The sequence below is a fragment of the Cryomorphaceae bacterium genome (genome assembly GCA_017798125.1).
In the GTDB taxonomy this organism is placed as follows: Bacteria; Bacteroidota; Bacteroidia; order Flavobacteriales; family ECT2AJA-044; genus ECT2AJA-044.
Map to the genome: position 1 here is coordinate 642,869 of CP059070.1, position 25,317 is coordinate 668,185.

General features: G+C 52.0%; 24 protein-coding genes and 1 pseudogene. 13 read left to right on the forward strand and 12 right to left on the reverse strand.

Annotation, left to right across the window (positions count from 1 at the left end):
• Positions 1-9: 9 nt before the first annotated feature.
• Positions 10-648 (forward strand): 50S ribosomal protein L25/general stress protein Ctc, encoded by a 639-nt coding sequence (locus HZ996_02770; GenBank protein ID QTN38106.1) that lies wholly within the window; start codon positions 10-12, stop codon positions 646-648.
• Positions 645-1,217, forward strand: a complete 573-nt coding sequence (locus HZ996_02775) for an aminoacyl-tRNA hydrolase (protein QTN39989.1) — start codon at positions 645-647, stop codon at positions 1,215-1,217. Before HZ996_02770 ends, HZ996_02775 begins: the two co-directional genes overlap by 4 nt.
• 27 nt (positions 1,218-1,244) lie before the next feature.
• Here the strand turns inward: HZ996_02775 and glmS are convergent, their stop codons facing one another.
• The 3 genes from glmS to HZ996_02790 are packed head-to-tail and all read right to left on the reverse strand — an operon-like array spanning position 1,245 to position 5,243.
• On the reverse strand, positions 1,245-3,089 hold the full coding sequence (glmS, locus tag HZ996_02780; GenBank protein ID QTN38107.1) for a glutamine--fructose-6-phosphate transaminase (isomerizing): 1,845 nt from the start codon (positions 3,087-3,089) through the stop codon (positions 1,245-1,247).
• A 5-nt stretch (positions 3,090-3,094) separates the two neighbouring features.
• The gene (locus tag HZ996_02785) at positions 3,095-4,390 is read right to left on the reverse strand and encodes a DUF4270 domain-containing protein (GenBank protein QTN38108.1); all 1,296 of its coding nucleotides are present in this window, start codon (positions 4,388-4,390) and stop codon (positions 3,095-3,097) included.
• Positions 4,391-4,424: 34 nt separating this feature from the next.
• Positions 4,425-5,243: a glycogen/starch synthase gene (locus tag HZ996_02790; GenBank protein QTN38109.1), complete on the reverse strand. Its 819-nt coding sequence runs from the start codon at positions 5,241-5,243 to the stop codon at positions 4,425-4,427.
• Between the two features lie 105 nt (positions 5,244-5,348).
• On the opposite strand from HZ996_02790, the gene HZ996_02795 reads away from it, so the two are divergent.
• From HZ996_02795 to HZ996_02820, 6 genes are read left to right on the forward strand one after another with little or no spacing between them, the layout of a single operon-like run.
• A complete protein-coding gene (locus HZ996_02795; GenBank protein ID QTN38110.1) occupies positions 5,349-6,197 on the forward strand; it encodes a pantoate--beta-alanine ligase in 849 nt (282 codons plus the stop codon).
• 23 nt (positions 6,198-6,220) lie between these two features.
• Positions 6,221-6,571, forward strand: coding sequence for an aspartate 1-decarboxylase (locus tag HZ996_02800; protein ID QTN38111.1), 351 nt, complete (start codon positions 6,221-6,223; stop codon positions 6,569-6,571).
• A gap of 9 nt (positions 6,572-6,580) precedes the next feature.
• Entirely contained in the window at positions 6,581-7,612 is a 1,032-nt protein-coding gene (locus HZ996_02805) for a flippase-like domain-containing protein (protein ID QTN38112.1), read from the forward strand.
• A gap of 2 nt (positions 7,613-7,614) precedes the next feature.
• On the forward strand, positions 7,615-8,109 hold the full coding sequence (rfaE2, locus tag HZ996_02810; GenBank protein ID QTN38113.1) for a D-glycero-beta-D-manno-heptose 1-phosphate adenylyltransferase: 495 nt from the start codon (positions 7,615-7,617) through the stop codon (positions 8,107-8,109).
• Positions 8,102-9,469 carry a DNA repair protein RadA gene (gene radA, locus HZ996_02815; GenBank protein QTN38114.1) on the forward strand — a complete coding sequence of 456 codons (1,368 nt, stop codon included), beginning with the start codon at positions 8,102-8,104 and terminating at the stop codon, positions 9,467-9,469. The genes rfaE2 and radA overlap by 8 nt, the downstream gene beginning before the upstream one ends.
• Complete coding sequence (locus HZ996_02820) at positions 9,466-11,169, forward strand: ABC transporter ATP-binding protein (GenBank protein QTN38115.1); 1,704 nt, start codon at positions 9,466-9,468, stop codon at positions 11,167-11,169. Before radA ends, HZ996_02820 begins: the two co-directional genes overlap by 4 nt.
• Here the strand turns inward: HZ996_02820 and HZ996_02825 are convergent.
• From HZ996_02825 to HZ996_02855, 7 genes are read right to left on the reverse strand one after another with little or no spacing between them, the layout of a single operon-like run.
• The gene (locus HZ996_02825) at positions 11,166-12,620 is read right to left on the reverse strand and encodes a hypothetical protein (GenBank protein ID QTN38116.1); all 1,455 of its coding nucleotides are present in this window, start codon (positions 12,618-12,620) and stop codon (positions 11,166-11,168) included. The two genes, HZ996_02820 and HZ996_02825, sit on opposite strands and share 4 nt — an antisense overlap.
• Entirely contained in the window at positions 12,605-13,324 is a 720-nt protein-coding gene (locus HZ996_02830) for a glycosyltransferase family 2 protein (GenBank protein QTN38117.1), read from the reverse strand. Before HZ996_02830 ends, HZ996_02825 begins: the two co-directional genes overlap by 16 nt.
• A 36-nt stretch (positions 13,325-13,360) precedes the next feature.
• Positions 13,361-14,017 carry a CoA transferase subunit B gene (locus HZ996_02835; protein ID QTN38118.1) on the reverse strand — a complete coding sequence of 219 codons (657 nt, stop codon included), beginning with the start codon at positions 14,015-14,017 and terminating at the stop codon, positions 13,361-13,363.
• A gap of 3 nt (positions 14,018-14,020) precedes the next feature.
• Positions 14,021-14,722, reverse strand: a complete 702-nt coding sequence (locus HZ996_02840; GenBank protein ID QTN38119.1) for a CoA transferase subunit A — start codon at positions 14,720-14,722, stop codon at positions 14,021-14,023.
• Complete coding sequence (locus HZ996_02845; GenBank protein ID QTN38120.1) at positions 14,722-17,007, reverse strand: transglycosylase domain-containing protein; 2,286 nt, start codon at positions 17,005-17,007, stop codon at positions 14,722-14,724. Before HZ996_02845 ends, HZ996_02840 begins: the two co-directional genes overlap by 1 nt.
• A 4-nt stretch (positions 17,008-17,011) precedes the next feature.
• On the reverse strand, positions 17,012-17,491 hold the full coding sequence (locus tag HZ996_02850) for a gliding motility lipoprotein GldH (protein QTN38121.1): 480 nt from the start codon (positions 17,489-17,491) through the stop codon (positions 17,012-17,014).
• A complete protein-coding gene (locus HZ996_02855) occupies positions 17,478-18,641 on the reverse strand; it encodes a hypothetical protein (GenBank protein ID QTN39990.1) in 1,164 nt (387 codons plus the stop codon). The genes HZ996_02850 and HZ996_02855 overlap by 14 nt, the downstream gene beginning before the upstream one ends.
• A gap of 74 nt (positions 18,642-18,715) precedes the next feature.
• On the opposite strand from HZ996_02855, the gene HZ996_02860 reads away from it, so the two are divergent.
• From HZ996_02860 to HZ996_02875, 4 genes are read left to right on the forward strand one after another with little or no spacing between them, the layout of a single operon-like run.
• Positions 18,716-19,285 carry a hypothetical protein gene (locus HZ996_02860; GenBank protein ID QTN38122.1) on the forward strand — a complete coding sequence of 190 codons (570 nt, stop codon included), beginning with the start codon at positions 18,716-18,718 and terminating at the stop codon, positions 19,283-19,285.
• Complete coding sequence (locus HZ996_02865) at positions 19,282-20,484, forward strand: FAD-dependent oxidoreductase (protein ID QTN38123.1); 1,203 nt, start codon at positions 19,282-19,284, stop codon at positions 20,482-20,484. The genes HZ996_02860 and HZ996_02865 overlap by 4 nt, the downstream gene beginning before the upstream one ends.
• Before the next feature lie 20 nt (positions 20,485-20,504).
• A complete protein-coding gene (locus HZ996_02870; protein ID QTN38124.1) occupies positions 20,505-20,996 on the forward strand; it encodes a GNAT family N-acetyltransferase in 492 nt (163 codons plus the stop codon).
• Positions 20,993-22,432 carry a hypothetical protein gene (locus HZ996_02875; protein ID QTN38125.1) on the forward strand — a complete coding sequence of 480 codons (1,440 nt, stop codon included), beginning with the start codon at positions 20,993-20,995 and terminating at the stop codon, positions 22,430-22,432. Before HZ996_02870 ends, HZ996_02875 begins: the two co-directional genes overlap by 4 nt.
• On the opposite strand, the gene HZ996_02880 is transcribed toward HZ996_02875, so the two are convergent.
• Positions 22,402-23,472, reverse strand: a complete 1,071-nt coding sequence (locus tag HZ996_02880; protein QTN38126.1) for a DNA polymerase III subunit delta' — start codon at positions 23,470-23,472, stop codon at positions 22,402-22,404. The two genes, HZ996_02875 and HZ996_02880, sit on opposite strands and share 31 nt — an antisense overlap.
• 75 nt (positions 23,473-23,547) lie before the next feature.
• On the opposite strand from HZ996_02880, the pseudogene HZ996_02885 reads away from it, so the two are divergent.
• Positions 23,548-24,741 (forward strand): annotated as a pseudogene (locus HZ996_02885) (phosphoglycerate kinase).
• Here HZ996_02885 and HZ996_02890 read toward each other — a convergent pair.
• Positions 24,738-25,295 carry a CvpA family protein gene (locus HZ996_02890; protein ID QTN38127.1) on the reverse strand — a complete coding sequence of 186 codons (558 nt, stop codon included), beginning with the start codon at positions 25,293-25,295 and terminating at the stop codon, positions 24,738-24,740. The pseudogene HZ996_02885 and the gene HZ996_02890 sit on opposite strands and share 4 nt — an antisense overlap.
• Positions 25,296-25,317: the final 22 nt, after the last annotated feature.

Here is a 25,317-nt window from a genome sequence, read left to right on the forward strand (position 1 = left end):
AAAAGCGAAATGGAAGTAGTATCGATCAGCGGAAAACTACGTGAGGTAGTTGGAAAGAAAGACGCCAAAGGATTGCGTCGTGAAGAGTTGGTTCCTTGCGTCGTTTATGGAGGAGAGGAAAACATCCACTTCTACACCAATACCCGCAGCTTTAAAGACCTCATCTTTACAGCAGACGCTCACTTGGTTGAGCTCGATATCGACGGAAAAAAAGTTCAAGCGGTTTTGAAGGCCACTCAGTACCACCCGGTAACTGATGAGTTGATGCACGCAGACTTCATGCAAGTCTTTGATGACAAAGAGGTCATCATGCAGATTCCTGTACACTTGCAAGGTAGCGCCCTTGGGGTACGTAACGGGGGTAAATTGCGTCATGCACAGCGCCGTTTGCAAGTGAAGGCTTTGCCTAAAGATCTTCCAAGCGCCATCGAAATCGACATTACCAACATGCGTATTGGCCACACCAAAACGGTTGCTGATATTCAAGAAGGTAAGCCTTTCGAAATTCTCAATGCATCACGCTCTGTAGTCGTAGCTGTCTTGACTGCTCGTAACGCAGTCGATGATGACGAAGAAGACGAAGACGAAGAAGGCGAAGGTGGTGAAGGCGAAGCAGCCGAAGCTCCTGCCGCTGAAGCAGCTGAATAAGCGTGAAGAAGAGTCTCATTGTAGGCCTAGGAAATATTGGGGCGGAGTACGCGAATACCCGTCACAACATTGGATTTCAAATACTGGATGCACTCGCAGAGTCATCCAGTATTTCTTTTTCTGCCGACCGCTATGGGGATCGGGCCGAGTTCAAATGGAAGGGGCGTCCCTTCGTGCTCATCAAGCCGAATACCTATATGAACCTCAGCGGTAAGGCGGTCAACTACTGGATGCAAAAGGAGAAAGTGCCGGCGAACCAGATCTTGGTGGTCACGGACGATTTAGCCCTGCCTTTTGGTAAGCTTCGCCTCAAGGGGAAAGGAAGCGATGGAGGTCACAACGGGCTCAAGAACATCCAACAATTGCTGGGACACCCGAACTACGCGCGTCTGCGCTTCGGCGTGGGGAATGACTTCGCCAAAGGCCGTCAAGTAGACTATGTCTTGGGGGAATGGGGCGCAGAAGAGCAGCCCGAACTGGGCGCGCGCATCGACTTGGCAATCGACATGATTAAGTCCTTTGGAACGGCTGGGCTCCAGCGTACCATGAACGATTTCAATAACCGATAAGGGGGCATCGTGCCGTAGGCACTGCTCTTATTCTACCGTAACCGACTTGGCTAGGTTCCGCGGCTGATCCACATTGGTTCCGCGCATCACGGCTATGTGGTAGGACAGCAGCTGCAAAGGCACCGTGGCTAAAAGCGGAGTGAAGGCCTCTTCCGTGTCCGGAATGACAATCACGTCCTCGCTCAGCTCTTCCACCTGACCGTCCTTCTGGTTTACAATGGCCAGAATGCGGCCGGAGCGCGCGTGTACTTCCTGCATGTTGCTCAGTACCTTTTCGTAATGTCCGCGGCGCGGAGCAATAAAAACCACCGGCATGTCGCGGTCGATCAAGGCAATGGGTCCGTGCTTCATCTCTGCGGCCGGATATCCTTCGGCGTGGATGTAGCTAATCTCTTTAAGCTTCAGCGCTCCTTCCAAGGCCACGGGGAAGTTGTATCCTCGGCCCAGGTACAAGGCGTTGTTGGCGTCTTTGTATTGCGCCGCGATGTGCTGAATGTGCGCGTCCTCCTTCAAGAGCTCTTCGATGTAATCGGGCACTCGGTCAAGCTCCCAAACCAGCTCGCGGTAGCGGCTTTCAGAGAGCACTCCTCGGCGACGGCCCAATTCCATGGCAATCAAAGTCAATACGGTCACTTGAGCCGTAAAGGCCTTGGTCGAAGCCACTCCGATCTCGGGTCCGGCATGGGTGTAGGCTCCTGCATCGGTCTCCCGAGCGATGGAACTTCCCACCACGTTGCACACCCCAAAAATAGTGGCCCCTCGGCTCTTGGCTAATCGAATGGCCGCCAAGGTATCGGCCGTTTCACCAGACTGTGATATGGCAATTACCACATCGTTTTCGTTGATGACCGGGTTGCGGTAGCGGAACTCACTCGCGTACTCTACTTCGACCGGCATACGCGCCAAATCTTCGAAGAGGTACTCGGCCACCAGTCCGGCGTGCCAGCTGGTTCCACAACCTATGATGATGATGCGGTGGGCGTTCAAGAACTTGCTCTCATACTCCCGAATACCGCTCATGTTGATGATGCCTTCTTCCGGCAGTAGGCGTCCTCTCAAGGTATCGCGCACACTGCGTGGCTGCTCGTAAATCTCCTTGAGCATGAAGTGGTCAAAACCACCCTTCTCAATCATCTCCAAGCTGAGCTGAAGCTCTTGCACGTACGGCGTGATGGACTCGCTGGAATGAATCTTCGAGATCTTCATTTCCTGACCAACCTGAAGCACGGCCATTTCATCTTCCTCCAAGTAAACCGCGTTGTTCGTGAACTCCAAAAATGGCGTGGCATCTGAGGCGATGAAGTATTCCTCCTCCCCGACACCAATGACCAAGGGACTTCCCTTGCGCGCGCAGATGACCGTATCTTGGTTGTTCTTGGACATGACCACAATGGCATAGGCTCCAATCACCTGCTGAAGTGCTGTTCGCACCGCTTCTTCAAAGCTTACGCCTGCGGCGCGATAGGCATCGTCAATCAAGTTGACCAATACCTCTGTATCCGTTTCACTCTTAAAGCTGTATCCCCGCTTTTGGAGCTCCGCTTTAAGCGTGTCAAAATTCTCAATGATTCCGTTGTGGACCAAGACCATCTCTTCGTTCTCGCTGTAATGCGGATGCGAGTTGTGGTCCGATGGCGCTCCGTGCGTTGCCCAACGGGTATGGCCAATGGCCATGGTACTGGTGGTGTCGTGGTCGCCTACTTCGGCTTCCAAGTCACTGACCTTTCCTTTCTTTTTAAAGAGATTGAAGTCGGCGTTTTGCAACAAAGCAACGCCGGCGCTGTCGTATCCTCGATACTCCAATCGCTTGAGTCCGTTGATGACGATGGGATAGGCCTCTCTATGACCCAAATACCCGACAATACCACACATAGGTGCTACGGTTTAGTGTATGTCAAAATCAATTTCATGCGGTCTTCCCCGTATAGGTTCGGGTCGGAGCCTTTCAACACAGCGCGGTTCGCTCGAATGGCATTTCCAGACACGACCAAGACCAGGGTTTCGTTGGGTTCCCCGTCGTTGATCACCGAGTGGACGTGCCGAGCGATGTTAAAGGTATATTTATTCTCGGAAGATTGAAATCCTCCCATATAATGTTCGGTGCCTTCAGACTGGTCAATCAAGGAGCTCGTTTGTCCTTCTTCGTTCATCTTTAGGAGCACCATATTGGCCACTTCTTCCCAAACCATGTTGGACCCATCGACCAGCGGAAATTCAATGATTGCTTGATTGATGATGATGTTGCTGTCCCGCAAAGCGGTTAATCCTGGAATCCGAATAGCCGTGCGCATTCCATTCAAACCTTGTACATAGGCTTCCGGCTCTCCATAGCCCGTGGTGTCTACCGGTTTTAAGCTGAGCGATGTGGCACTGTAGTCGTGGTAGAATCGGTTCGATCGTTGAGCGTTGCTGTTAAAGACCAAGCTGTAACTCAAGCTGTCCAACTCATCATTGTGGTAGTAGATGGTCATGCGCGTAGCCGGGTCCGGCATGTCCAAATAGAACATCTCGCTCGATACCTTGGTGGTGAAGTGCAGTCCTTTGATGTACTGACTGAAGTTCTCGTTGTTCAGCAAATCATCCGCCGATCCATCCAAGACGCGCTGACCAAAGGATGCCGGCATTCTCAAATTCATAGTGTCGGGACCCAATTCTCCTGAACTCACGGTGTCTTCAATGGAAGGCACAAACAAGGTGTCCAAAAGCGGCGTTGGATCAAATTCAAAGGTCTTATTGGAATAGTAGAAGGTGTCCAATACGGCTTCCATCGCCTCGGTCATCTCGTAGATGGTGATGCCGAGCATATTCGGCTGATCCGTTGGACCGTACATCCCCGGGCTGTCAAAGCGGACCGATAACACTACCGAATCACAGACCGGATTATCCTCGAAAAGCACGTTGTTGCTCGGGAGGCGGATTTGTGTGAAGAAGTCCGCTTGGGTAAACCCAAAGACGGGATCCATCATCCGGCCCAAAGGCGAGCGGAAAAGTGTGGCCGTTCCCGTTGAATCATCTGGAAGTCGGAAGGCCGTCAAGGTCAAGGTATCCATGCGCAGAACATCGATCCGATCCTCTGGGGGCTGGATGTCCACCCCAATACTCGAAACGTCCTTCTCACAAGAAAGAAGCCCCACCAGCAAGGCGAGGCTGCACAATCTAATCCAGTGCTTCATGTTCCAATAACTCTTGAGCGGTTGGTTTAGTGCCTTAGGCTACAGATTCTTCTACCAGGATTTCTTGGTAGAACTCTTGGTACGCTTGAGAGCGCTCTTCGTCACTCACTACGTCCAACAACGGCAATCCGCGGTCTGTAGCGTGTGCCTTCAGGTCCTCAGATACGCCTTCGGTTCCAACGGTCACAGCGTCACTGTGCTCAATGGCAATCTTGTTCAAGTTCATGAAGTCCGGTGTAGAAATGGTCTCCACACATTTCTCTCCTTCGTTCAACTTGATTTTCTTAGCCATATCCTCACTGAGGCTTCCACTGAACTCATTGTTGTACAAGGAGTACACCAACTTGCTGTCCTCAAAAATCGGATCGTCCGCAAAGTTCTTTTTCAGGTAAATCGGCAACATGGAAGTCATCCAGCCGTGAGCGTGGATAACATCCGGTTTCCAGCCCAATTTCTTAACCGTTTCCAGTACTCCGCGACAGAAGAACAAGCTGCGTTCGTCGTTGTCCGCGAATAGGTCTCCCTTATCATCGGTCAAGGTCGCTTTGCGCTTAAAGTACTCTTCGTTATCGATGAAGTACACCTGGATGCGAGAAGTAGGAATGCTGGCCACTTTGATGATCAAAGGCTGGTCCATATCGTTGACAATGAGGTTCATTCCAGAAAGACGAATGACTTCGTGCAATTGGTGACGACGCTCATTGATGCAGCCAAAACGCGGCATAAAAATGCGCACTTCGTGGCCGGCTTCGTTCATTAAGGTTGGTAGGTCTTGGGAGAGTTTAGATATCGGTGATTCAGGTAGGTAGGGGGTTATTTCTTGCGAAACGTAGAGGATTCTCTTCTTTTCCATAATCCGCTTTAATCTTGTCAATTGAGAAGACGCGAAATTACGCAAATTTTACCGTTTTATCAAGGATAGTGCTATGTTTGCTTCCTTAACGCACCCTGTCTTCCTATGGATTCTTACCGCCATGTAGCCGACCTTCGGCGGAGATTGGATGACGCCCTCGCGGGCGGATGTCGGATCGGATTTGTACCGACCATGGGAGCCCTTCATTCGGGTCACTTGAACCTCATTGAGCGCTCTGTAGCCGAGAACTCTTTCACGGTGGTGTCCATCTACGTGAATCCTACCCAGTTCAACAATCCTAACGATCTAAGCACCTACCCCAGACAGCCTCAAAAGGACTTGGAACTCCTTCGCAGCGCGGGTTGTGATGCGGTCTTTTTCCCGTCGGATGAAGAGATGTACCCAAAAGGTGTTCAGGCCCATCACTACGACCTGGGTCATCTGGACTCGGTTATTGAAGGCGAACACCGTCCTGGTCATTTTCAAGGAGTCGCCACGGTGGTCGATCACCTCTTCCGACTGGTTCAGCCGCATGTCGCCTACTTTGGCGAAAAGGACTTCCAGCAGGTAGCCGTCATTCGGCGCATGGTTGAAGTAACTGGACACTCCGTAGAGGTTGTGGCCTGCCCAACGGTGCGTGAGTCCGATGGACTGGCCCTGAGCTCCAGGAATTTGCGTCTGTCTCCCGAACAACGACGCACCGCTACCATCCTCTCTAAAGCCCTTTTTTACCTCAGAGATCAAGGCATTCACGACTCCCTTCCCAATGCCTTACTCGAAGCTCGCGCCCAATTGGCCCAAGAGCCATCCATAGAACTTGAGTACCTGGAAATTGTGAACCCTGAGACCTTCGAACGGTTAATTGAATGGCCAGCGCAAACCGAGGTACGGGCCTGCATTTCAGCACACTTAGGCGATGTCCGCTTAATTGACAATGTTGGCATTATTGCGTAATTTTGCGCCGCAAACAGAACACTATGCTCATCGAAGTCTGTAAATCCAAGATCCACCGGGTCAAAATCACCGACGCTGATCTGCACTACATCGGCAGCATCACCATCGACGAAGACCTCATGGATGCCGCGAACTTGATCGAGGGGGAAAAGGTGCAAATCGTCAACATCAACAATGGCGAGCGCTTGGAAACCTACGTGATCAAAGGAAAGCGAGGATCAGGAGAGGTTTGTATGAATGGGCCTGCGGCCCGACGCGTGCAAGCCGGTGACATCGTCATCATCATCGGATATGCCCAAATGGACTTCGAAGAGGCCAAAACCTTTAAGCCCGCTATTGTCTTCCCGAACGAGGAAACCAATCGTCTCAACTAAATCAGACGAGTGAATAAGCGGTTCAGCAAGATTTTACGCACCATCTTGATCCTGGTCATTACCGGGGTCCTTATTTTCTTTGCCTTTCAGGGCATCGAGCTTGACGAACTCATTCAAGATCTCAGCGAAGCCAACTACTGGTGGGTTCTTTGGACCGTCCTTTTGGGTTGGTTTGCCTATGTGGCACGGGGCCTTCGTTGGCTCATCCTCATCGACGCGATGGGATACAAAGCCAACACCTGGCGCAGCATTCACGCCGTCAGTATTGGCTACTTCACCAATCTTTTGGTGCCCAGAGCAGGTGAAATTGCCCGTTGCACCTCTTTGAGTCAAACTGACGACATCCCCGTGGATAAGCTCTTTGGGACGGTGATCGTTGAACGGGTGATCGACTTCATTATTCTCGGTCTCTTCATCCTCACCGCCCTCATTGTTCAATTCGACAACATTATGGGGTTCTTTACAGCCGTTGGTGAGGCGCGTTCAACAGGTAGTAGCGGAGGAGGAATTTCTACACTCCTTCTGTACCTCGCCGGGATAGGAGTTCTAGTACTTGTCCTGTTCTGGGTGTTCCGAAAGCGATTGATGGCTACCGTTCTTTTCGAAAAGGTAAGAGGGTTTATACTCGGTGTATTTGACGGAATGAAAACCGTGTATAAAATGAAGCGCAAAGGCGCATTTATTGGGTACACCTTGATCATCTGGTTCACGTATTTCGGGATGATCTACTACAATTTCTTTTCCCTTCCCAACTTCGACGTCCTCGGCATAGGAGACGGAATAACCATGACCGTCATTGGCGGACTAGGGATGGTGGTACCGTCACAGGGAGGTATTGGGAGCTATCACCTTGCTGTCTCCTACGGGATGACTGTTCTTGGATCTTCCTATGGGCTTGAGGACATCCTCAATAAACAAAGTGGATTGACCTACGCTACCCTCGTCCATACGAGCCAAACGCTCATGTCTTTGGTGGCCGGTTCCATTGCCCTTTTTGCCCTATATTTAGCTCGTACCAGAAAGAATCGGTCTAGCGAATAAACATGGGGCATCTCGACTACGTCCAAGCCAAAATTCACACCTTTCAATCTTTCCCACAGCAGCGCCACTTATGGAGCTTCATGGCGGAAAAGGTGGTCTTCACCAATGGGTGTTTTGACCTCCTCCACTCTGGCCACTTGACCTATTTAGCCAAGGCCCGAGACTTGGGACAGCATTTGGTGGTAGGCTTGAACTCCGACGACTCCGTGAAGCGTCTGAAAGGGGAAAGCAGACCGGTCAAAGGCCTTGAGGACCGCGCCCTGGCCTTGGCATCCCTTAGCTTTGTCGACGCTGTTATTTCCTTTGAGGAAGACACTCCCGCAAAGCTCATTGAGCTGGTCCGCCCCGATGTACTCGTCAAAGGCGGTGACTACGCTATCGAAGAAATCGTTGGCCATGAATTGGTACAGGGTTATGGCGGATTGGTGACCACCATAGATCTTGTTCCCGGGAAAAGCACCACGGGTTTGATTGAGCGAATGAACGAGCATGGCTAAGACCAAAACCACCTATTTCTGCCAGAATTGTGGGACCGAATACGCCAAATGGATGGGTCAATGTACCTCCTGTGGCGAATGGAATACCATCGTCGAGGAACTCGTGCGCAAAGGAAAGGATAAGGCGGGTTGGCAATCCAATGGATCGTCAAAAGCTCCGACCAAACCCAAACCCATTCAAGAAATCGATCTCGGTGCAGAGCAGCGCATCAACACCGCGGGTAACGAGCTCAATCGGGTACTAGGAGGCGGTTTAGTTCCGGGCTCCGTAGTGCTCTTGGGCGGCGAGCCCGGCATCGGGAAATCGACCTTGATGCTTCAGATCGCTCTGCGGATGAAGCGAACCAAGATTTTATACGTCAGCGGAGAGGAAAGCGAAAAACAAATACGAATGCGGGCGGAGCGCATTGGGGTAACCAATGAAGAATGCTACTTGCTTCCCGAGACCAACGCACAGCACATTTTTGCCCTGGCTGACGAGGTTGCTCCTCAAATGCTCGTTATCGACTCCATCCAAACCTTGCACAGTGATACCGTTGAGTCGGCACCGGGAAGCGTATCCCAAATTCGTCAATGTACCGCGGAGTTGATCCGCTATGCCAAGGACTCAGGAGTCCCTGTTTTCGTCATTGGTCACATCACCAAAGAAGGCAACCTAGCCGGCCCCAAAGTATTGGAGCACATGGTGGATGTTGTCCTTCAATTTGAAGGGGACCGCAACTACAACTACCGACTGCTCCGCGCCCACAAAAATCGATTTGGAAGCACCCAAGAACTCGGTATTTACGAAATGCACGGCGGTGGACTTCGCGAAGTCGCCAACCCTTCCGAACTCTTGATTTCGGAAAAAGAGGGCCCCACCAGCGGCACGGCTGTGGCTGCTACATTGGAAGGCATGCGCCCTATGATGATCGAAATTCAGGCGCTTGTCAGCTCTGCGGTGTACGGAAACCCACAACGCTCTGCCACGGGCTATGACCTTCGACGATTAAATATGTTACTCGCTGTTCTCGAAAAACGTTGTGGTTTTCAGCTGGGCCAGAAGGATGTCTTTCTAAACATTACGGGAGGCATTAAAGTCGCCGATCCGGCCATTGATCTGGCAGTAATGGTAGCGGTTTTGAGCTCCAATGTGGATTTGGCTTTAACGGAGAAGGTCTGTTTTGCAGCCGAAGTTGGGCTCACCGGAGAAATCCGGCCGGTTCAGCGCATTGAACAACGAATTAAGGAGGCCGAAAAGCTGGGCTTTGACGCGATCTACATCAGCAAATTCAACAAGGTGAAGGCCGATGATTTTAGCATCCGCGTAGTTCAAGAATCCAAGATCGAACGTATCTTCCAGCATCTCTTTGCCGGATGAAGCCCCTACTGGACATAGAAAATTTAGTTGTTGAGTTTCGCTCAGATAAACGTTATACCCCTGCAGTAAAGGGAGTGAGCTTCAGCGTTGGGCGGGGTGAGACCGTCGGTGTGGTCGGTGAGTCCGGTTCGGGTAAATCCGTGACGTCGCTGAGTGTCATGCGCCTCATTCCGGAACCCCCTGGGCGTATTTCACAAGGTCGAGTCCATTTCCACGAAGCGGATGGAAGTACGACGAATTTACTGGAGCTTCCTCCAGGGAAAATGCGTCAGTACCGCGGGAATCGCATTGCCATGATTTTCCAAGAACCCATGACCTCCTTGAATCCCGTCTTTACCTGTGGAGACCAAGTCATGGAGGCTATTCTGGAGCACCGAACAAAGGATAAAAAAGAAGCTAAGAAGCTCACGCTTGAGCTTTTTGAAAAGGTCAAGCTTCCCAGACCAGAAGCCATCTTCAAGAGCTATCCCCACCAGATCTCGGGCGGACAGAAACAGCGGGTCATGATTGCCATGGCCATTAGTTGTGAACCCGATCTATTGATCGCTGATGAACCCACAACGGCGCTGGATGTCACTGTTCAAAAGACCATTTTGGAGTTGATCAAAGAGCTTCAAGAAGAGCTGGGAATGGGCGTGATTTTCATTACCCATGACCTGGGTGTTGTAGCGGACATCGCCGACAAGGTGGTGGTGATGTACCGGGGAGAAATTGTAGAATCCGGACCCACCGAGGATATTTTCAAACGCCCCGAACACCCCTACACCAAGGGGCTATTGGCGTGTCGCCCGCCGCTGGATCATCGAGTGATGAGCTTGCCTACAGTACAGGATTATTTGGACGGGGTGGAAAAAGATCGACGCGAGGATCCATCGCGCCGTGAGGCGCAGCATCTGAAACTCTACGCACAAGAGCCCATGATTCAGGTCGAAGAGCTCAAGACATGGTTCCCGGTTGAGAGCAATTTTTGGGGTAAAGCGACTTCATACGTGAAGGCCGTTGATGGAGTGAGCTTCGAGGTCTATCCTGGGGAGACCCTAGGGCTGGTTGGTGAATCGGGCTGCGGCAAAACGACCTTAGGAAGAACCTTGCTGGGGCTTCAAGCAGCGCATTCCGGAAGTGTTCGATATGGAAAGAAAGAGCTCATCGGGCTCAGCAAGTCGGAGATGCGGCCCCTGCGCAAAGACCTGCAAATCATCTTCCAAGATCCCTTCTCGAGTTTGAATCCGCGTATGACCGTGGGCAAGGCCATTCAGGAACCCATGGAGGTTCATCGCCTTCACGCCCGGGGTGAGCGGAAAGATCAAGTGATCGAGCTGCTGAAAAAGGTGGGACTTGGAGCAGAACATTACGGCCGTTATCCGCACGAATTTTCAGGGGGCCAGCGCCAGCGTATTGGTATCGCTAGGGCGCTCGCGGTTCAACCGAAATTCATTGTCTGCGACGAAAGTGTGAGCGCGTTGGACGTCAGTGTCCAAGCCCAGGTACTGAATTTGCTCAATGAGCTTAAAACGGAGTTTGGATTGACCTATATTTTCATTTCCCATGACCTCAGTGTGGTCAAGCATATGAGCGATCGGATGATCGTGATGAATGCCGGGAAAATCGAAGAGTACGGTGAAGCCGAAGCCGTTTATGCCAACCCAGAATCGGCCTATACGAGGTCCTTAATTGAGGCCATTCCCGGACAAAGTGCTTAGTCGATAATGGTCAAGACTTCAGGATCCTCAAGTCGGGCGTAGTTGTCGTGATTACCAGGTGCCGATAAGCGCTCAAAGGCATACACTTCCACCAGATCTTTTTTGCCGTAAAGGTGCTTGTTGGGGAAAAAGGCCTTCACCAATCGGTAATCCGGAGCTTTCATCAAACGATCCAGCGGTATGCGCCTCTTGGTCATCCGTGAATCCCAGAGAATAAAAGCCCCTGCGTCGTTGCCTTTTACCTTGGGGAAGTACTTCTTGGGGAAAAAGCGCTGGACCTGATCTTGGCGAAAGGGGTTTTTTTCTGTGAAATACAGCACCATGGTATTGTCGCAGAACAGTCGTTTCTCGGTATAGTCACTCGAGCGGTACCAAGAGCCTACCTCTCGGCTGAACTTCGTGAAATCGTCTTCGGGTTTCGGAAATCGATAATCACTCCATACCTGCTGAACACTGAGAAGGCTGATGAGCGCAACGGCGTAAACGCCCGCTTTTTTGGGCAGTCGAAACAACAGTGACCAGGCCGACCAAGACATCAGTAGAGCCAGAGGGAATACGGAAACGATAACGCGTATGAGCCCCATGGAGCCCGCAATTCCCTTATACCACATGTAGCTATGAGCGGCAACAAAAAGCCAAAAAGGGGCTAGGATGAGGGCTAATCGGGCCAATCGTTGTTCCTTGCTGATCTTGAGAAATAAGGTGATGTGTCCCGCGACAAAGCCCGCAAATACTAGGGCATTGAGGTCTCGCGGCAAGTGCTTGACAAAGCGCCACAGAGAACCGGAGCCGTAGGGGGAAACCATGGGGTACGGGCTTCGCTCCAAGAACCAAAATGGGGAACCGTAAACAGGCCAGCCCACGAGGGCGAAAAAAAACGGTCCGCCGAGGAGCCAAGGGAGGGCTCTCCATCGTTTCTGGAGGAGATAGAGTCCACCAAATCCTGCGATGAACAACCACCCTTCTGGACGTGTGAAGGGAGAAAAGGAGATCAACAAGGCTGCCGCTAGGTAATGACCCCGGAGGTACAGATTAAGCGCACCTACTACGACCAAGGCCATCGGGATCTCGGTCATGCCCGATATGCTCATTTCGAGCATGAGGGGAACCGATAGGGTCAGTACGGCCAACCAAGAGTGGTATCGGTAGCCCATCAAGCGGGCGGCGTCTGCAGTGACGAGGGCGGTGAGGCCGAAGAGTAAGGTGTTGAGGACCTTGAGGCCTTCTATCCCGCCGTAGGCGGCAAAGGAAAAGAAGAAGGTATAGACAGGGCGCCCCCACATTCGGAGGAAAAGTTCCGGTTGGGACCAGGCGTATCGTGCCAAGAACCAGTGAGCAAAATTGTCGTTTCCCCCGAAAACGCCCATGCTTTGGGGGGCCCAGTACAAAAGCCAGGAAAGAAGGAGTGCGAAGGCCGCGAATCCGATGTTTTGGATCAGCTTTTCGCCCATGTATTGTACTTCAGAATGCAGTAAATAGCGCGGAATCCATCGCGCCAGCCGATTTTCTTGCCTTCGTCGTAGGTTCTTCCATAGTAGCTGATGCCCACTTCGTAGATGCGAATTTTTGGAATCCGCGAAAGCTTGGCCGTGACTTCCGGTTCAAATCCGAATCGCTTTTCCACTAGGTTTAGTGACTTCGCAATATCAGTGCGAATGAGCTTGTAGCACGTCTCCATATCGCTCAAGTTCAGGTTGCACATCATGTTGGACAGGGTGGTGAGGACCTGGTTTCCAATGCTGTGCCAAAAGAAGAGCATCCGGTGTGCGTAGCCTCCCATGAATCGAGATCCGTATACCACGTCCGCAAAGCCTTCGAGTGCTGGCTTCAACAATCTGCCGAATTCACGGGGGTCGTATTCCAAATCGGCGTCCTGAACAATGAGATAGTCTCCTTTGGCCAGTTCGATTCCCTTGTGAATGGCCGCGCCTTTTCCGCAGTTGACCTCCTGTTCGAAGTACTGAAAATGCTCGGGCTTGTATTCGTCTTGAAAACGCTGCACCTCTTGGGCCGTTCGGTCCTTGGACGCATCGTTGACTACAATGATCTCACGCTCCACACCATCTGGGAGTTCGGCTTCCACTACTTTGGAAAGCAGCAGAAATAAGGTGGCCTCTTCATTGTAGGCCGGCACGATCACCGTAAGTAAGGTCATAGGTCAGGTTTTACCGGGCCGACAAAAATAGGGGTTTTAGTCGAGCTGCATTTCAGGGACGTCGCCCTCGATCACCAGCGTTCCTTCGGTTGCGGCTTGAATTTCTTCGACCGAAACGCCCGGTGCCCGTTCGCGAAGAACAAATCCGCGCTCGTCAATATCCAGGACGGCTAAATTGGTTACCACGCGCTTCACGCATTGAACACCCGTGATGGGCAGCGTGCATTGGCTGAGCAGTTTACTGACGCCCGCTTTGTTGGTGTGCATCATCGCCACTACGATGTTTTCTGCACTCGCAACCAAGTCCATAGCACCGCCCATTCCTTTGACCATTTTCCCGGGAATCTTCCAGTTGGCAATATCTCCGTTTTGGGCCACCTCCATGGCGCCCAGTACGGTCAACTGCACATGCTGTCCGCGGATCATGGCAAAACTCGTGGCGGAGTCGAAATAAACCGCTCCCTTCTTGGCGGTGATGGTCTGTTTACCGGCATTGATCAAATCGGGGTCTTCATCTCCCTCAAAAGGGAATGGACCCATGCCCAGGATGCCGTTCTCGGACTGAAATTCAACGTTGATGTCCTCGGCGACGTAGTTGGCCACCAAGGTGGGGATACCGATGCCTAGATTGACGTAGTAACCGTCCTCTAGTTCCTGTGCGATGCGCTTGGCAATTCCGTGTTTGTCTAACATGGTTTAAGCTTTTGGGCGGACGGTTCGTTGTTCAATACGCTTCTCGTAGGAGGCTCCTTGGAAAATCCGCTGGACAAAAATTCCAGGGGTATGAATCTGATTGGGGTCGAGTTCTCCAGCAGGCACCAGTTCTTCCACCTCGGCTACGGTGATCTTTCCGGCCATGGCCATGGGTGGATTGAAGTTTCGGGCCGTGCCCTTGTAAATGAGGTTACCCGCCTCGTCTCCTTTCCAGGCCTTGACAAAGGCAAATTCAGCGGTCAAGGCAGATTCGAGAATATGGGGTTTACCGTTGAAGATGCGCACTTCCTTGCCTTCACCCACTTCCGTTCCATATCCAGCAGGAGTAAAAAAGGCCGGAATTCCGGCGCCACCCGCGCGGCATCGTTCCGCGAGCGAACCCTGAGGGATCAAATCCACTTCCAGTTCACCGCTGAGCATTTGCTGCTCAAAAAGTGCGTTCTCCCCTACGTAGGAGCTGATCATTTTTTTGATTTGCTTCTTCTGAAGCAAGAGACCCAGGCCAAAGTCGTCCACCCCCGCGTTGTTCGAGATGCACGTGAGGTCTGTGATTCCCGCATCGCGCAAAGCCGCAATGCAATTCTCGGGAATCCCGCAAAGGCCAAATCCACCGAGCATAAGGGTCATTCCGTCGTGAACCCCTTCGATGGCTTCCTGTGGGCCGGAGACTACTTTTCTAATCATTAAAACTCGATTTCATCAAAGTTAACATTATTGGTCTTCTGCTGCTGGTCGTAGACATCGCAGTCCAGCTGAATCCCAACACCTGCCTCAGGAACGGGGAAGTCCTCTTTCGATACATCAAGACCCGCATCCTCATAACATTTCTTCATATACATCGCCCAAATGGGGAGGGCCATGGTCGCACCTTGCCCGTAGGCAATGCTCCGAAAGTGTGCTCCGCGGTCTTCTGCACCGACCCAAACCCCGGTCACAAGGTTAGGAACCATGCCCATAAACCAACCGTCGCTGTGGTTTTGTGTGGTCCCCGTCTTTCCCGCAATCGGGTTTTCAAAACCATAGGGGTAGCCGGTCACCACATCGTTGATATAGCTGTAATTCCCGTACTTAGTCCGCAAGCGAACCCCTGTTCCGTATTCAGTAACTCCTTGCAATAAATTCACGGAAGTGTAGGCGGTCTCAGCACTCATTACTTCACGAGTCATGGGATTAAACTCGGCCAGTACGACACCGTACTTGTCCTCAATGCGCAGGATAGCTGTGGGCTCTGTGTAAATTCCGCTGTTGGCAAAAGTTCCATAAGCACCGACCATTTCGTACAGACTCAAATCGGGTGTTCCCAAGCAGATGGCAGGTTGCTCAGGAATTTCTCCTTCAACCCCCAGGTTACGCGCCATCTCGATGACGGGCTTCGGTCCCACCTGCTTCATCAAATAGGCGGTGACCGTATTCACGGATTCCGCCAATCCTTGCTTCAAGGAAAGTTCACCTCCGTATTCATCATCTGAATTCTTTGGTTGCCAATCCTTGAGCAAGCCCCATTCCTCTTTCTCAAAGCGCACCGGAACATTGGGCACCTTGTAGCAGGGACTGTACTTCTTCTGATCAATGGCGGTCACGTAAACGAAGGGCTTAAAGGTGGATCCCACCTGACGCTTACCCAACTTGACGTGGTCGTATTTGAAATGATCGTGATCAATCCCTCCAACCCAAGCTTTGATGAAGCCCGTTGTAGGATCCATACTCAACATCCCCATTTGGAGGAACCACTTGTAGTAGGCGATGGAGTCCATCGGCGTCATGACTGTATCGATGTTTCCCTCCCAAGAAAACACCCTCATTTCGCGGGGCGTATTGAACTGCAGCTCGATGCTGTCTGCGGGAAGCTCGTTCTTTCGGGCTATGCGGTACCGCTCTGAACGGCGCATCGCTTGACGCATCAAACGGTCAATATCCGCCGAGCTCAAGTCCTGGAAAGGTGCATTCGTCCTTCCTTCCCAGTGCTTATAGAACACGCGTTGGAGGTTGCTCATGTGCGCGCGCATGGACTCCTCCGCATACTGCTGCATCCGCGAATCCAGTGTGGTGTAAATCTTTAGCCCGTCTGTGTACAGATTGTACGGCGTTCCATCGGGTTTGGGGTTTTTCTTGATCCAGTCGCGCATGAAGGCCCTCAAGTACTCTCGGAAATAGGGGGCCAATCCCGCATTGTGTCCAGCGCGTTGGTAGTCCAACTCCAATGGAATGGCCATCAAGCTATCGGCCTCTTCACGCGACAAGAATTCATTGCGAACCATTTGGCCCAAAACCGTATTGCGCCGTTTTTCTACACGTTCAGGCCAACGTCGCGGATTGTAAAATGAGGAGTTTTGAAGCATCCCCACCAAGGTGGCCGACTCAATAACATCCAAGCTGTCTACTGAAGTGTTGAAGTAGATCTGCGCAGCCGATTCAATTCCGACGGCCAGATTGAGGAAGTCGTAGCGGTTCAAATACATGACCATGATTTCCTCCTTCGTGTACCTTCGCTCCAGCTCTACGGCGATGATCCACTCCTTAAATTTTTGAAAGACCCGCGTAAATTGACTGCTGGCTACATCCTCCGTAAAGAGCATCTTGGCCAACTGCTGTGTAATGGTACTCGCTCCTCCGGATTGACCCAACTTAGCAACAGCCCTTGCGAGCCCCCGAAAGTCAATTCCGCTGTGGCTGAGATAACGCTCATCCTCGGTGGCGATGAGTGCCTGAGGCAGATAAGGAGAAAGCTCTTCATAGCGAACATGGGTGCGGTTTTCCAAAAAGTACTTCCCAATGACCTCTCCGTCTGAAGAGATGATTTCGCTCGCCAAGTAGTTCTTGGGGTTTTCCAACTCCTCGACCGTGGGCAATGGTCCAAACCACCCCCAACTGGTCATAAACATGATCAGGGTAACCAAAACGATCGGCGAAATCGCCAAAATCCAGAACCATCTGAGAAGCTTGCGCCTACTCCCTTTTGACTCGGCCATACACTTAGGAATCTTCGTTATGCAAAGCTAACCTAAATCCAACGTCCTCAATGCCCACCAATTGTGTATCGCGCATCCCATGAGTGAAGCGAATTTCATAATTCCCGGGGCGGGGAAGGTCATTGTCTTTGAAGACGGGTAAACGAAACTCCTTAACCGCACCGGAACCTTTCCCCAGCAGCTTCCCATTGGGCGCGGCCATTCGGAAGTTGACCGTATCGAGACGGCTAGACCCATCATCGAAACGCTGGTCGACAAAGATGTACAGGTTTTGATAGGGATAGCTGGTGTTAACGCGCAATGCCAAGTATCCGTCGAAGGTCGCTGCCCCTTGCTCCAGTTCTAGTGGAAAGGTCATGGTACTGTCTAAATGCCAGCCTTCTGTGCCTACGGCACGATAGCTCTCATACACCCGAGACCGATCACATGAGCTCCCCCAGATCAGCACAGCGGTCAAAAAAAGAAAAAGCCTATTTCTTGCCATTTTCGGCCCGATTTGCGGGTTTTTTACGTCTTTTCTTGCGCTTATTACGCGATTGAGGCCCTTTTTTGTCAAAACGACTCACGTCTTCTTGACCCACCACATTCTCGAAATCGAGTCTCTTAGCTTCCTCTTTTTCTTCGCAGAAGTCTTCCAAACAGCTCGGATTCTTTCCCGACTTGTTCAAGCCGATGATGTCGTGTACCGAACGGCGGTCCAACTCAACAAAAGCGCTGAACTCTCCGGTATAACAGTACCACATTTTCCCTTTGAAAATGTCCATTTTGACAAAGCGCGCTTCCCCTTTCTCGGTCTTGAGGCGTACCCCGGTATCCGGAAAACCCTTGATTTCTTCGAGGTAGGCGTCCAGCTCGTAGTTCAAGCAGCACTTGAGTTTTCCGCACTGGCCAGCAAGCTTTTGGGGATTCAAGGCCAATTGTTGGTAGCGTGCCGCTGCGGTATTAACAGACCGGAAATCCGTCAGCCACGTGGTGCAGCACAATTCCCGTCCACAGGAGCCTATTCCACCCAATCGGGCCGCTTCTTGTCGTGCTCCAATCTGGCGCATCTCAATGCGTACGCTGAATTCGCGGGCTAAATCTTTAATGAGCTGTCGAAAATCGACGCGGCCATCGGCGGTGTAGTAAAACGTGGCCTTGGCATTATCGCCTTGAAATTCAACGTCCGATATTTTCATATCGAGCCGTAGGCTCTTGGCAATCTCCCGAGCCTTAAACATGGTGGGCACTTCGCGCTCCTGGGCGCGGCGCCATTTATCTATATCAGACTGAGCGGCCTTGCGGTAAACTTTGCGGATTTCGTGAGACTCGTGATCGATCTTGCGCTTGCGCATTTGGAGTCGGACCAACTCTCCCGTGAGAGAGACATTCCCGATATCATGGCCCGGACTGCTTTCCACCGCTATGACATCCCCCATTTGCAAGGGCAAATCATTGACGTTTCGGAAGTAGTCCTTTCGGCCGTTCTTGAAGCGCACTTCAACACAATCAAAGCGCTTTTGCTGCGCCGGCGCTTCCATATTCGCCAGCCAATCGTATACCGACAGCTTGGTGCACCCACCAGAACTGCACGTTCCGTTATTTTTACATCCCGCAGGAAGCCCACCCCCAGTCGAACAACTTCTACATCCCATGGTGATCTCCTTCGTTTGAAGGATAAAGCTAGCGTTTCGTCGAATCTTGACCAAACTGCTTATCTTGAGGTAGCATGAAACGAATGCTCCTCCTCTCCGCAATGGCCTTGGCTTTGATGAGTTCCGCTCAAGAACTCGAAAGTGTCCGATTCGCCTATTCGGCTCCCTACGCGATCCATGTCGGAACGCGTGTTTCCACCTTACACCGTTTGCACCGCGAAATCCAGACCAATGACCAGGGGCGCAGCTTCCAACGGGACTTCTTGGTGAGTCCGCAACTCGGATACAGCTGGCAACCGCAGGTTCAGCAGGTGTTGTACCTCGGGATCGAAGCCGACTACCGCCTGGGAAAGACGGATAAGCGCAGTTATTGGATGGGAGGTCTGGGATGGAATTTTGCCACGACCTTCACCAGGGAAGGAGGCGAAGTCAATATTGGAACGGGCGAACTCGAGTATCAAACGACCAATGCCTTTTCTGCGATTCCCTACACCGCCATTGAATGGGGCTTTCACCCTAAAAATCGAGTGGGCTGGCACTTGCGCGGCTGGTACGGTCAACAACTCAATTTTAGCAGTCGCAATGAATCCTGGTTTGGATTGGAATTTGGATTGTCCTGGAAACTCGAAAAGAACGAAGAATGACAAGAGAAGAGTTTTTGAAGAAAATGGGGCTGATCAGCCTCGCCGCACCGATACTTCCTTCTTGGCTGATGAGCTGCACGGGCAGTTCTTTGGAAGTATCTCCTTTCCAAACCGCCTTTAATGGGAAGGTCCTGATTGTCGGGGCCGGAGCCGCAGGGATGACCGCTGCTTATTTGCTGCAACGGGCCGGGGTGGAGTATGAGCTCATTGAGGCTTCGGGCCGATTCGGAGGCCGTTTAAAGCGAGACACGAGCTTGGCCGATTTCCCTATTGACCTCGGCGCAGAGTGGATTCACACTTCGCCAACGGTGCTGTCTGATATTCTACAAGATGGAGATGCTGGGGGGTCCATCGAGTACATCACCTACAATCCTCAGACCATTCAGCTGTACAAAGACGGAGAAATCAAGGACCGCAATTTCGCCAGCAATTTCTACAGCGAGTGGAAATTCAAAAGAACCACCTGGTACGGGTTTTTTGAGCGCTACATGATTCCTCTGATCGAGGCCAAAACGGTGTTCAACGCCCCGGTGGCCAAAATCGATCAAAGTGGCGGTTCCGTGGTGATCACCGACGATAATGGCCAGACCTACACCGGAGACAAAGCCCTTGTGACCATTCCCATCAAAGTGCTACAAGACGCTCCACCGACCTTTATACCCGCCATGCCCACAGCAACTCGAGATGCCATCGACAGTATTTTCATGGGCGATGGCCTCAAGGTCTTCATTGAATTCCAAGAGCGATTTTATCCGGATTTACTCATGGTTGGAAGTGTCTGGGAAGCCCTCTCCAATGACGAAAAGGTCTATTACGACGCGGCCTTTAGAAAAAACTCCAACCGGAATATTCTGGGTCTCTTTTCTGTCAATGAACCGGCGGGAGCCTTCACCCAGCTCGGATCGGACCAAGCCATTATTGACGCCGTGCTGGCCGAACTCGACGAGATGTTCGACGGCCAGGCCAGTGAGCACTACCTCAACCACGTCATTCAAAACTGGTCGGCTGAGCCCTACATTCGAGGCGCGTACAGCTATGGGTACGACAACAACTTCAACGACACCATAGACGCCCTGGCCGCGCCCATTGGCGACCACATCTACCTCGCCGGCGAAGCCGTCAACAAAGACAATTCCTCTACAGCGCATGGTGCCGCAGAATCCGCTTATGATCAGCTCGAACGCATGCTGAACGGATAAGAAGGACTTATCTTTGGCCCATGACCTGGCCCCTTCATACGGAACGATGTCAGCTGCGCCCCATGACCCTGGCCGATCGCGAGGAAGTTTTTGCCTATCGCGGTGACCGGGAAACCAATCGCTATCAGGGGTGGATTCCCGACACATTGGAAGATGTGGATACTTGGATAGGCAAGCGCCCTCCCGAAATCAACACTCCGGGGACTTGGTTTCAGCTGGTCATTGAGCTCAACGGAGAGATCATTGGGGACATCGGCATGAACTTTCCCGAAGGCGCAGAGACGAACATCACCTTAGGCTGCACCTTAGCGAAAGCCCATCAAGGTAAAGGCCTGGCCAAAGAATGTTTGTTGCACGTCATGGCTTTTGCCCAACAGGAGCTCCAAAAATCCAGAGCCACCGCCTGGATTCTGCCGGCCAACCACCCGTCCATTCGCCTCTTCGAAGGTCTAGGATTCGAATTGGAGGAAGAAGGTGAACTCTTGAAGTATTTTCGCAAATTGCCGGTATGACTTCGGCCGCTCGTCCGCGTATTTTTGAGTACCTCGTGTTGACCGCTATATTGGTTCCCCTTTTCTGGTTGAACCTCAACGGAACGCACGATTGGGGTGGTGACTTTGCCCAATACATCGCGCAGAGTATGGACCTCTCAGGTGCGTCGTCCAACTACCTCTACAATCCTGACTATCCGCAATTGGCACCGCCCACCTATCCTATCGGTTTTCCCCTTTTGCTCAAACCCATTAGCTCCATCTGGGGAAACAACATGTGGGCCTACCAGTACTTCATGACCGCCCTACTGCTGGGCCTTGGGCTACTCACCTACCGGCTTCTTCGACCCCATTTCACCTGGGCTGAATCCGGGCTAGGAGTTCTGCTTTTTCTCTACAACCCAGTAACCATTCGGTTCAAGGATGAGGTACTGTCCGATATTCCCTTTGCCTTGTTCAGCCTCACAGCCCTACTCTTATACCTCCGACTCAAGCGGGCTCTGTCCGAAGGGAATCGGCCACTTTTGGGCCTGTGGGTAAGCCTTTTCTTGGCCATCGCCGTCTTGCACCGCAACATCGGTTTTGTTTTTCTGCTGGCCATGCTCCTCGACCTGGGCCGAAATCATCTTCGCACCTCCGGATTGCTTTTAGGCGCAACCCTGGGGTTTTATCTGCTCTTTGATCAGGTCCTTTTCCCCGCCGCAACAGAGCTGAATCAACATTTCCTAAGCCTATTCCTCTCCAGTGGATTTCGGGAGACCTTGAACACGACTTCCGAATACTACATCACCATCTACCAAGATTTCTTTACTCCCGAAGGGGTGGAACTGGACTTCTTCCCATTGATGACCCGGGCCTTCGCGATCGCCTTCTTCTTTGTTGGCCTCCTTTGGCGATTCATGGATCGTCCCGGAGTCTTGGAATGGAGCACCATTGGATATGTCCTCGTGGTCTTACTCTTTCCAAACACGACTCAAGGCTTCCGCTACCTCTTACCAATTTTCCCGCTGGTGCTGTACTACATCTTAACCGGTTTTAGGGCCATCCGCCTGCCAAAGCCCGTGGATCCACGCCGCGCCGCATTGGTCGCCTTGCTCTTGGCTGGATTTCCCTATCAAAACTACTTGAAGCATGCCCTACGGGCCGATGAAAACCATCTAGGACCCCAATCGACTGCCGCTCGACAGCTCTTCCGTTACGTCCGGGAAAACACCCCCGAAGACGCCGTCTTCGCCTTCTCCAAACCCCGTGTTCTGGGTCTCTACGCCAACCGGACGAGCATGGCCCAGCATCCGGAGAAAAACTGGTCCAGCGAGTTTGATTACCTAGTCCTGGCTCCAGAATTACCCGATCCCGCCAGTGAACGATACGTTCAGGCTCATCGCGAAGACTTGGTCTTGGTCTTTGAAAACGCCCGCTTTCAGGTTTACGCTTCCGATTCGGCCGCTTTGCGGTGAAGAAGGGAGTTGAGCTTGATGCCCAAGTCGAGCAGGACAATCTTGGCGTTGGCATTGCGCTCGATGTGGTATTCCGCTTTGTTGAGCTCCTCCAAAATTTCAGCGATGTTGCCCCCGTGTACAAAGCCGGCAAATTTCTCGAGTTGAAATCCGGGTTGCTGCAGCTCCTCGCGTTGAAGTCGCGATAGATCGTAATTCAGCATAAGGGCATCGCGCAGTACACGTGAAGTGTAGCTCAAAAATTGCTTGAGACGTTCTCGGCCCCAACCGGCCATTCCATCAACCCAGAGCACAAGATCACCGGTCTTTTGATGCGCCAAATAGGCCTTTCGGATGAAGTCGACGAATGCCGCGCCGTTTTGAGCGAGGAGTTCGTCATCGTGCCGTAAGGCACTGCGCTGTTCGGCTTCGCTGAGCAGTTTGAGGCGGACGGCTTGTGTTCGAGATCGTATGGTACCAAGCAGGGCCTCTTCATCTTCCGTCGCCATAATGAAGACGGTTTTTTGTGGAGGCTCTTCGATGACTTTGAGGAGCTTGTTTGCAGCGCTCAGATTCATGCGTTCCGGCATCCAAATCACCATGATTTTGAACTCGCTCTCATAGGGTTTGAGTTGGAGTCGCTTCAAGATGTGTCCCGCCTCTTCGACATTGATCAGTCCTTGTTTGTTCTCAATGCCTAAACGGGATAGCCAGTCAAACAAAGAACCGTAGGGTTCTTCGCGGACAAAGCTTCGCCAATCTTCCAAGAAATCGGAAGACACGGGCTTTTTCACCTTTGCAGTGGCTGCAAAGGGAAAGGAAAAATGAAGGTCCGGATGTTCCAATCGCGCGTATTTCTTGCAGCTGGGACATTCCCCACAGCTGTCCGCAGCACCGCGATTGGTGCAGCTCAAGTATTGAGCGTAGGCAATAGCCAAGGGCAGCTTTCCGGTACCCGAAGGTCCGGTGAAGAGTTGTGCATGGGCTACACGACCGTCCTGAACGGACTTGATGAGCCTTGCTTTGATCTCTTCTTGGCCAATGACTTCTGAGAATAACACGTAGCGAAATTAAGGATTACATCCACTTTACACCGGATTCCAAGAGAATCTTAATTTTGAGCAAAATTTCGCCCTATGCGCACCATTGACGACATCAACTTTGAAGGCCAACGCGCCTTGATCCGTGTGGACTTCAACGTCCCTTTGAACGACCAATTTCAAATCACTGATGATACGCGAATCCAGGCCGCTTTGCCGACCATTCAGAAGATCTTGAGTGATGGTGGAAGCGTGGTCCTGATGTCTCACTTGGGGCGTCCTAAAAACGGGCCAGAAGACGCCTTTAGCTTACGTCACTTGGTGGATCACTTGAGCGCCGAAATCGGCGTTGCCGTACAGTTCGCCGACGACTGCATCGGTGAAGACGCCTTGGCTCAAAGCAGCAGCCTGCAGCCGGGACAGATCTTACTTCTGGAGAACCTGCGCTTCTACAAAGAAGAAACCGCTGGGGATGTGGAGTTTGCGAAGAAGTTGAGCCAGTTGGGCGAAATCTATGTCAATGACGCCTTTGGAACGGCGCATCGAGCACACGCCAGTACGGCGGTGATTGCCCAGTTCTTTCCAGGAAAGAAATACTTCGGTTACGTCATGGCCGGAGAAATTGAAAACGTTCAGAAGGTCCTGGACAGCGACGAGCACCCGGTCGTAGCCATCCTAGGGGGTGCAAAGGTCAGCAGCAAGATTACCATCATTGAAAAGCTCCTGCCCAAGGTGGACGCCATCATCGTTGGCGGGGGATGAGGCTACACCTTTGCTAAAGCCAACGGTGGGCAAATCGGGAACTCCCTGGTGGAAGAAGAGCATTTTTCGACGGTCAAGCATATTGAAGCGGCCGCGGCTGAGCACAACGTGACCATTCACCTGCCCGTGGACAGCGTCAATGGAGACCAGTTCAGCAATGAGGCACAGGTGGCCACGACCTCGTCTTCAGAAGTTCCAGACGGCTGGATGGGGCTGGACATCGGCCCGAAAACCATTGCGAACTACAGTGAAGTCATCAAAGGAGCTTCAACTATTTTGTGGAACGGTCCCATGGGCGTTTTTGAAATGGACAAATTTGCTCAAGGGACCATTGCCGTTGGTGAGGCCATTTGTCAAGCGACCGAAGCGGGGTCCTTCAGCCTTGTTGGGGGTGGAGATTCGGTAGCGGCTGCTAAGCAGTTTGGTTTTGCCGACCGCGTCAGCTACGTCAGCACCGGAGGAGGCGCTATGCTGGAATATCTGGAGGGTAAAGAGCTTCCGGGTATCGCGGCAGTCTTGAACGACTAAAGCTCCTCAAGAACGTCGTCCACGTCGTCTTTCACCTTATCGAACTCGCGTTCCCACCAGGAGCGCCAATCCAATTCCTCCAAGTAGGGGAAGAAGGTTGGGGCTAGGTTGGCCATGGGCTTATAAAGCAGGCTGGCTTCGCGATCGGCCCGTGAGGGCCAATTCCAACTTCCTTCTTGCACCGGACGCCACAAAAAGAGCAGTACGCTCAAAAGAAAACTCCATTTCAAGACGCCGAAGGCCAATCCGACCAAGCGGTTAATGCCGTTGAGGGCAACGGCCTTCAACAAGGTGGTCAGAAGCTTGGCGAGGAGGTTGATGGCAATGACAATCCCCAAAAAGGTGATGGCAAAGCTGGTCATGGGCAAGTACTTGCGCTCGATGTCGATGTTCTGAACCAGGTATTCCGCTACCCAGTCCGAGAAGTGAATGGCGCCCCATATACCGAGAATCAAAGCGGCCAAGGTGCAAAGCTCAATGATGAAGCCATTGCGGAAGCCGCGATAGGCTCCCCACACCAAGGGTAAAAGAAGTATGATATCCAGCGTTTCCACGGTCCGAAAGTAACGATTATTT

Excerpts from the sequence above, each read along its gene's own strand:
- HZ996_02770 (QTN38106.1), top strand. The coding sequence starts at position 10 with ATGGAAGTAGTATCGATCAGCGGAAAACTACGTGAGGTAGTTGGAAAG.
- glmS (QTN38107.1), bottom strand. The coding sequence starts at position 3,089 with ATGTGTGGTATTGTCGGGTATTTGGGTCATAGAGAGGCCTATCCCATC.
- HZ996_02785 (QTN38108.1), bottom strand. The coding sequence starts at position 4,390 with ATGAAGCACTGGATTAGATTGTGCAGCCTCGCCTTGCTGGTGGGGCTT.
- HZ996_02790 (QTN38109.1), bottom strand. The coding sequence starts at position 5,243 with ATGGAAAAGAAGAGAATCCTCTACGTTTCGCAAGAAATAACCCCCTAC.
- HZ996_02795 (QTN38110.1), top strand. The coding sequence starts at position 5,349 with ATGGATTCTTACCGCCATGTAGCCGACCTTCGGCGGAGATTGGATGAC.
- HZ996_02800 (QTN38111.1), top strand. The coding sequence starts at position 6,221 with ATGCTCATCGAAGTCTGTAAATCCAAGATCCACCGGGTCAAAATCACC.
- rfaE2 (QTN38113.1), top strand. The coding sequence starts at position 7,615 with ATGGGGCATCTCGACTACGTCCAAGCCAAAATTCACACCTTTCAATCT.
- radA (QTN38114.1), top strand. The coding sequence starts at position 8,102 with ATGGCTAAGACCAAAACCACCTATTTCTGCCAGAATTGTGGGACCGAA.
- HZ996_02820 (QTN38115.1), top strand. The coding sequence starts at position 9,466 with ATGAAGCCCCTACTGGACATAGAAAATTTAGTTGTTGAGTTTCGCTCA.
- HZ996_02825 (QTN38116.1), bottom strand. The coding sequence starts at position 12,620 with ATGGGCGAAAAGCTGATCCAAAACATCGGATTCGCGGCCTTCGCACTC.
- HZ996_02830 (QTN38117.1), bottom strand. The coding sequence starts at position 13,324 with ATGACCTTACTTACGGTGATCGTGCCGGCCTACAATGAAGAGGCCACC.
- HZ996_02835 (QTN38118.1), bottom strand. The coding sequence starts at position 14,017 with ATGTTAGACAAACACGGAATTGCCAAGCGCATCGCACAGGAACTAGAG.
- HZ996_02840 (QTN38119.1), bottom strand. The coding sequence starts at position 14,722 with ATGATTAGAAAAGTAGTCTCCGGCCCACAGGAAGCCATCGAAGGGGTT.
- HZ996_02845 (QTN38120.1), bottom strand. The coding sequence starts at position 17,007 with ATGGCCGAGTCAAAAGGGAGTAGGCGCAAGCTTCTCAGATGGTTCTGG.
- HZ996_02850 (QTN38121.1), bottom strand. The coding sequence starts at position 17,491 with ATGGCAAGAAATAGGCTTTTTCTTTTTTTGACCGCTGTGCTGATCTGG.
- HZ996_02855 (QTN39990.1), bottom strand. The coding sequence starts at position 18,641 with ATGGGATGTAGAAGTTGTTCGACTGGGGGTGGGCTTCCTGCGGGATGT.
- HZ996_02860 (QTN38122.1), top strand. The coding sequence starts at position 18,716 with ATGAAACGAATGCTCCTCCTCTCCGCAATGGCCTTGGCTTTGATGAGT.
- HZ996_02865 (QTN38123.1), top strand. The coding sequence starts at position 19,282 with ATGACAAGAGAAGAGTTTTTGAAGAAAATGGGGCTGATCAGCCTCGCC.
- HZ996_02870 (QTN38124.1), top strand. The coding sequence starts at position 20,505 with ATGACCTGGCCCCTTCATACGGAACGATGTCAGCTGCGCCCCATGACC.
- HZ996_02875 (QTN38125.1), top strand. The coding sequence starts at position 20,993 with ATGACTTCGGCCGCTCGTCCGCGTATTTTTGAGTACCTCGTGTTGACC.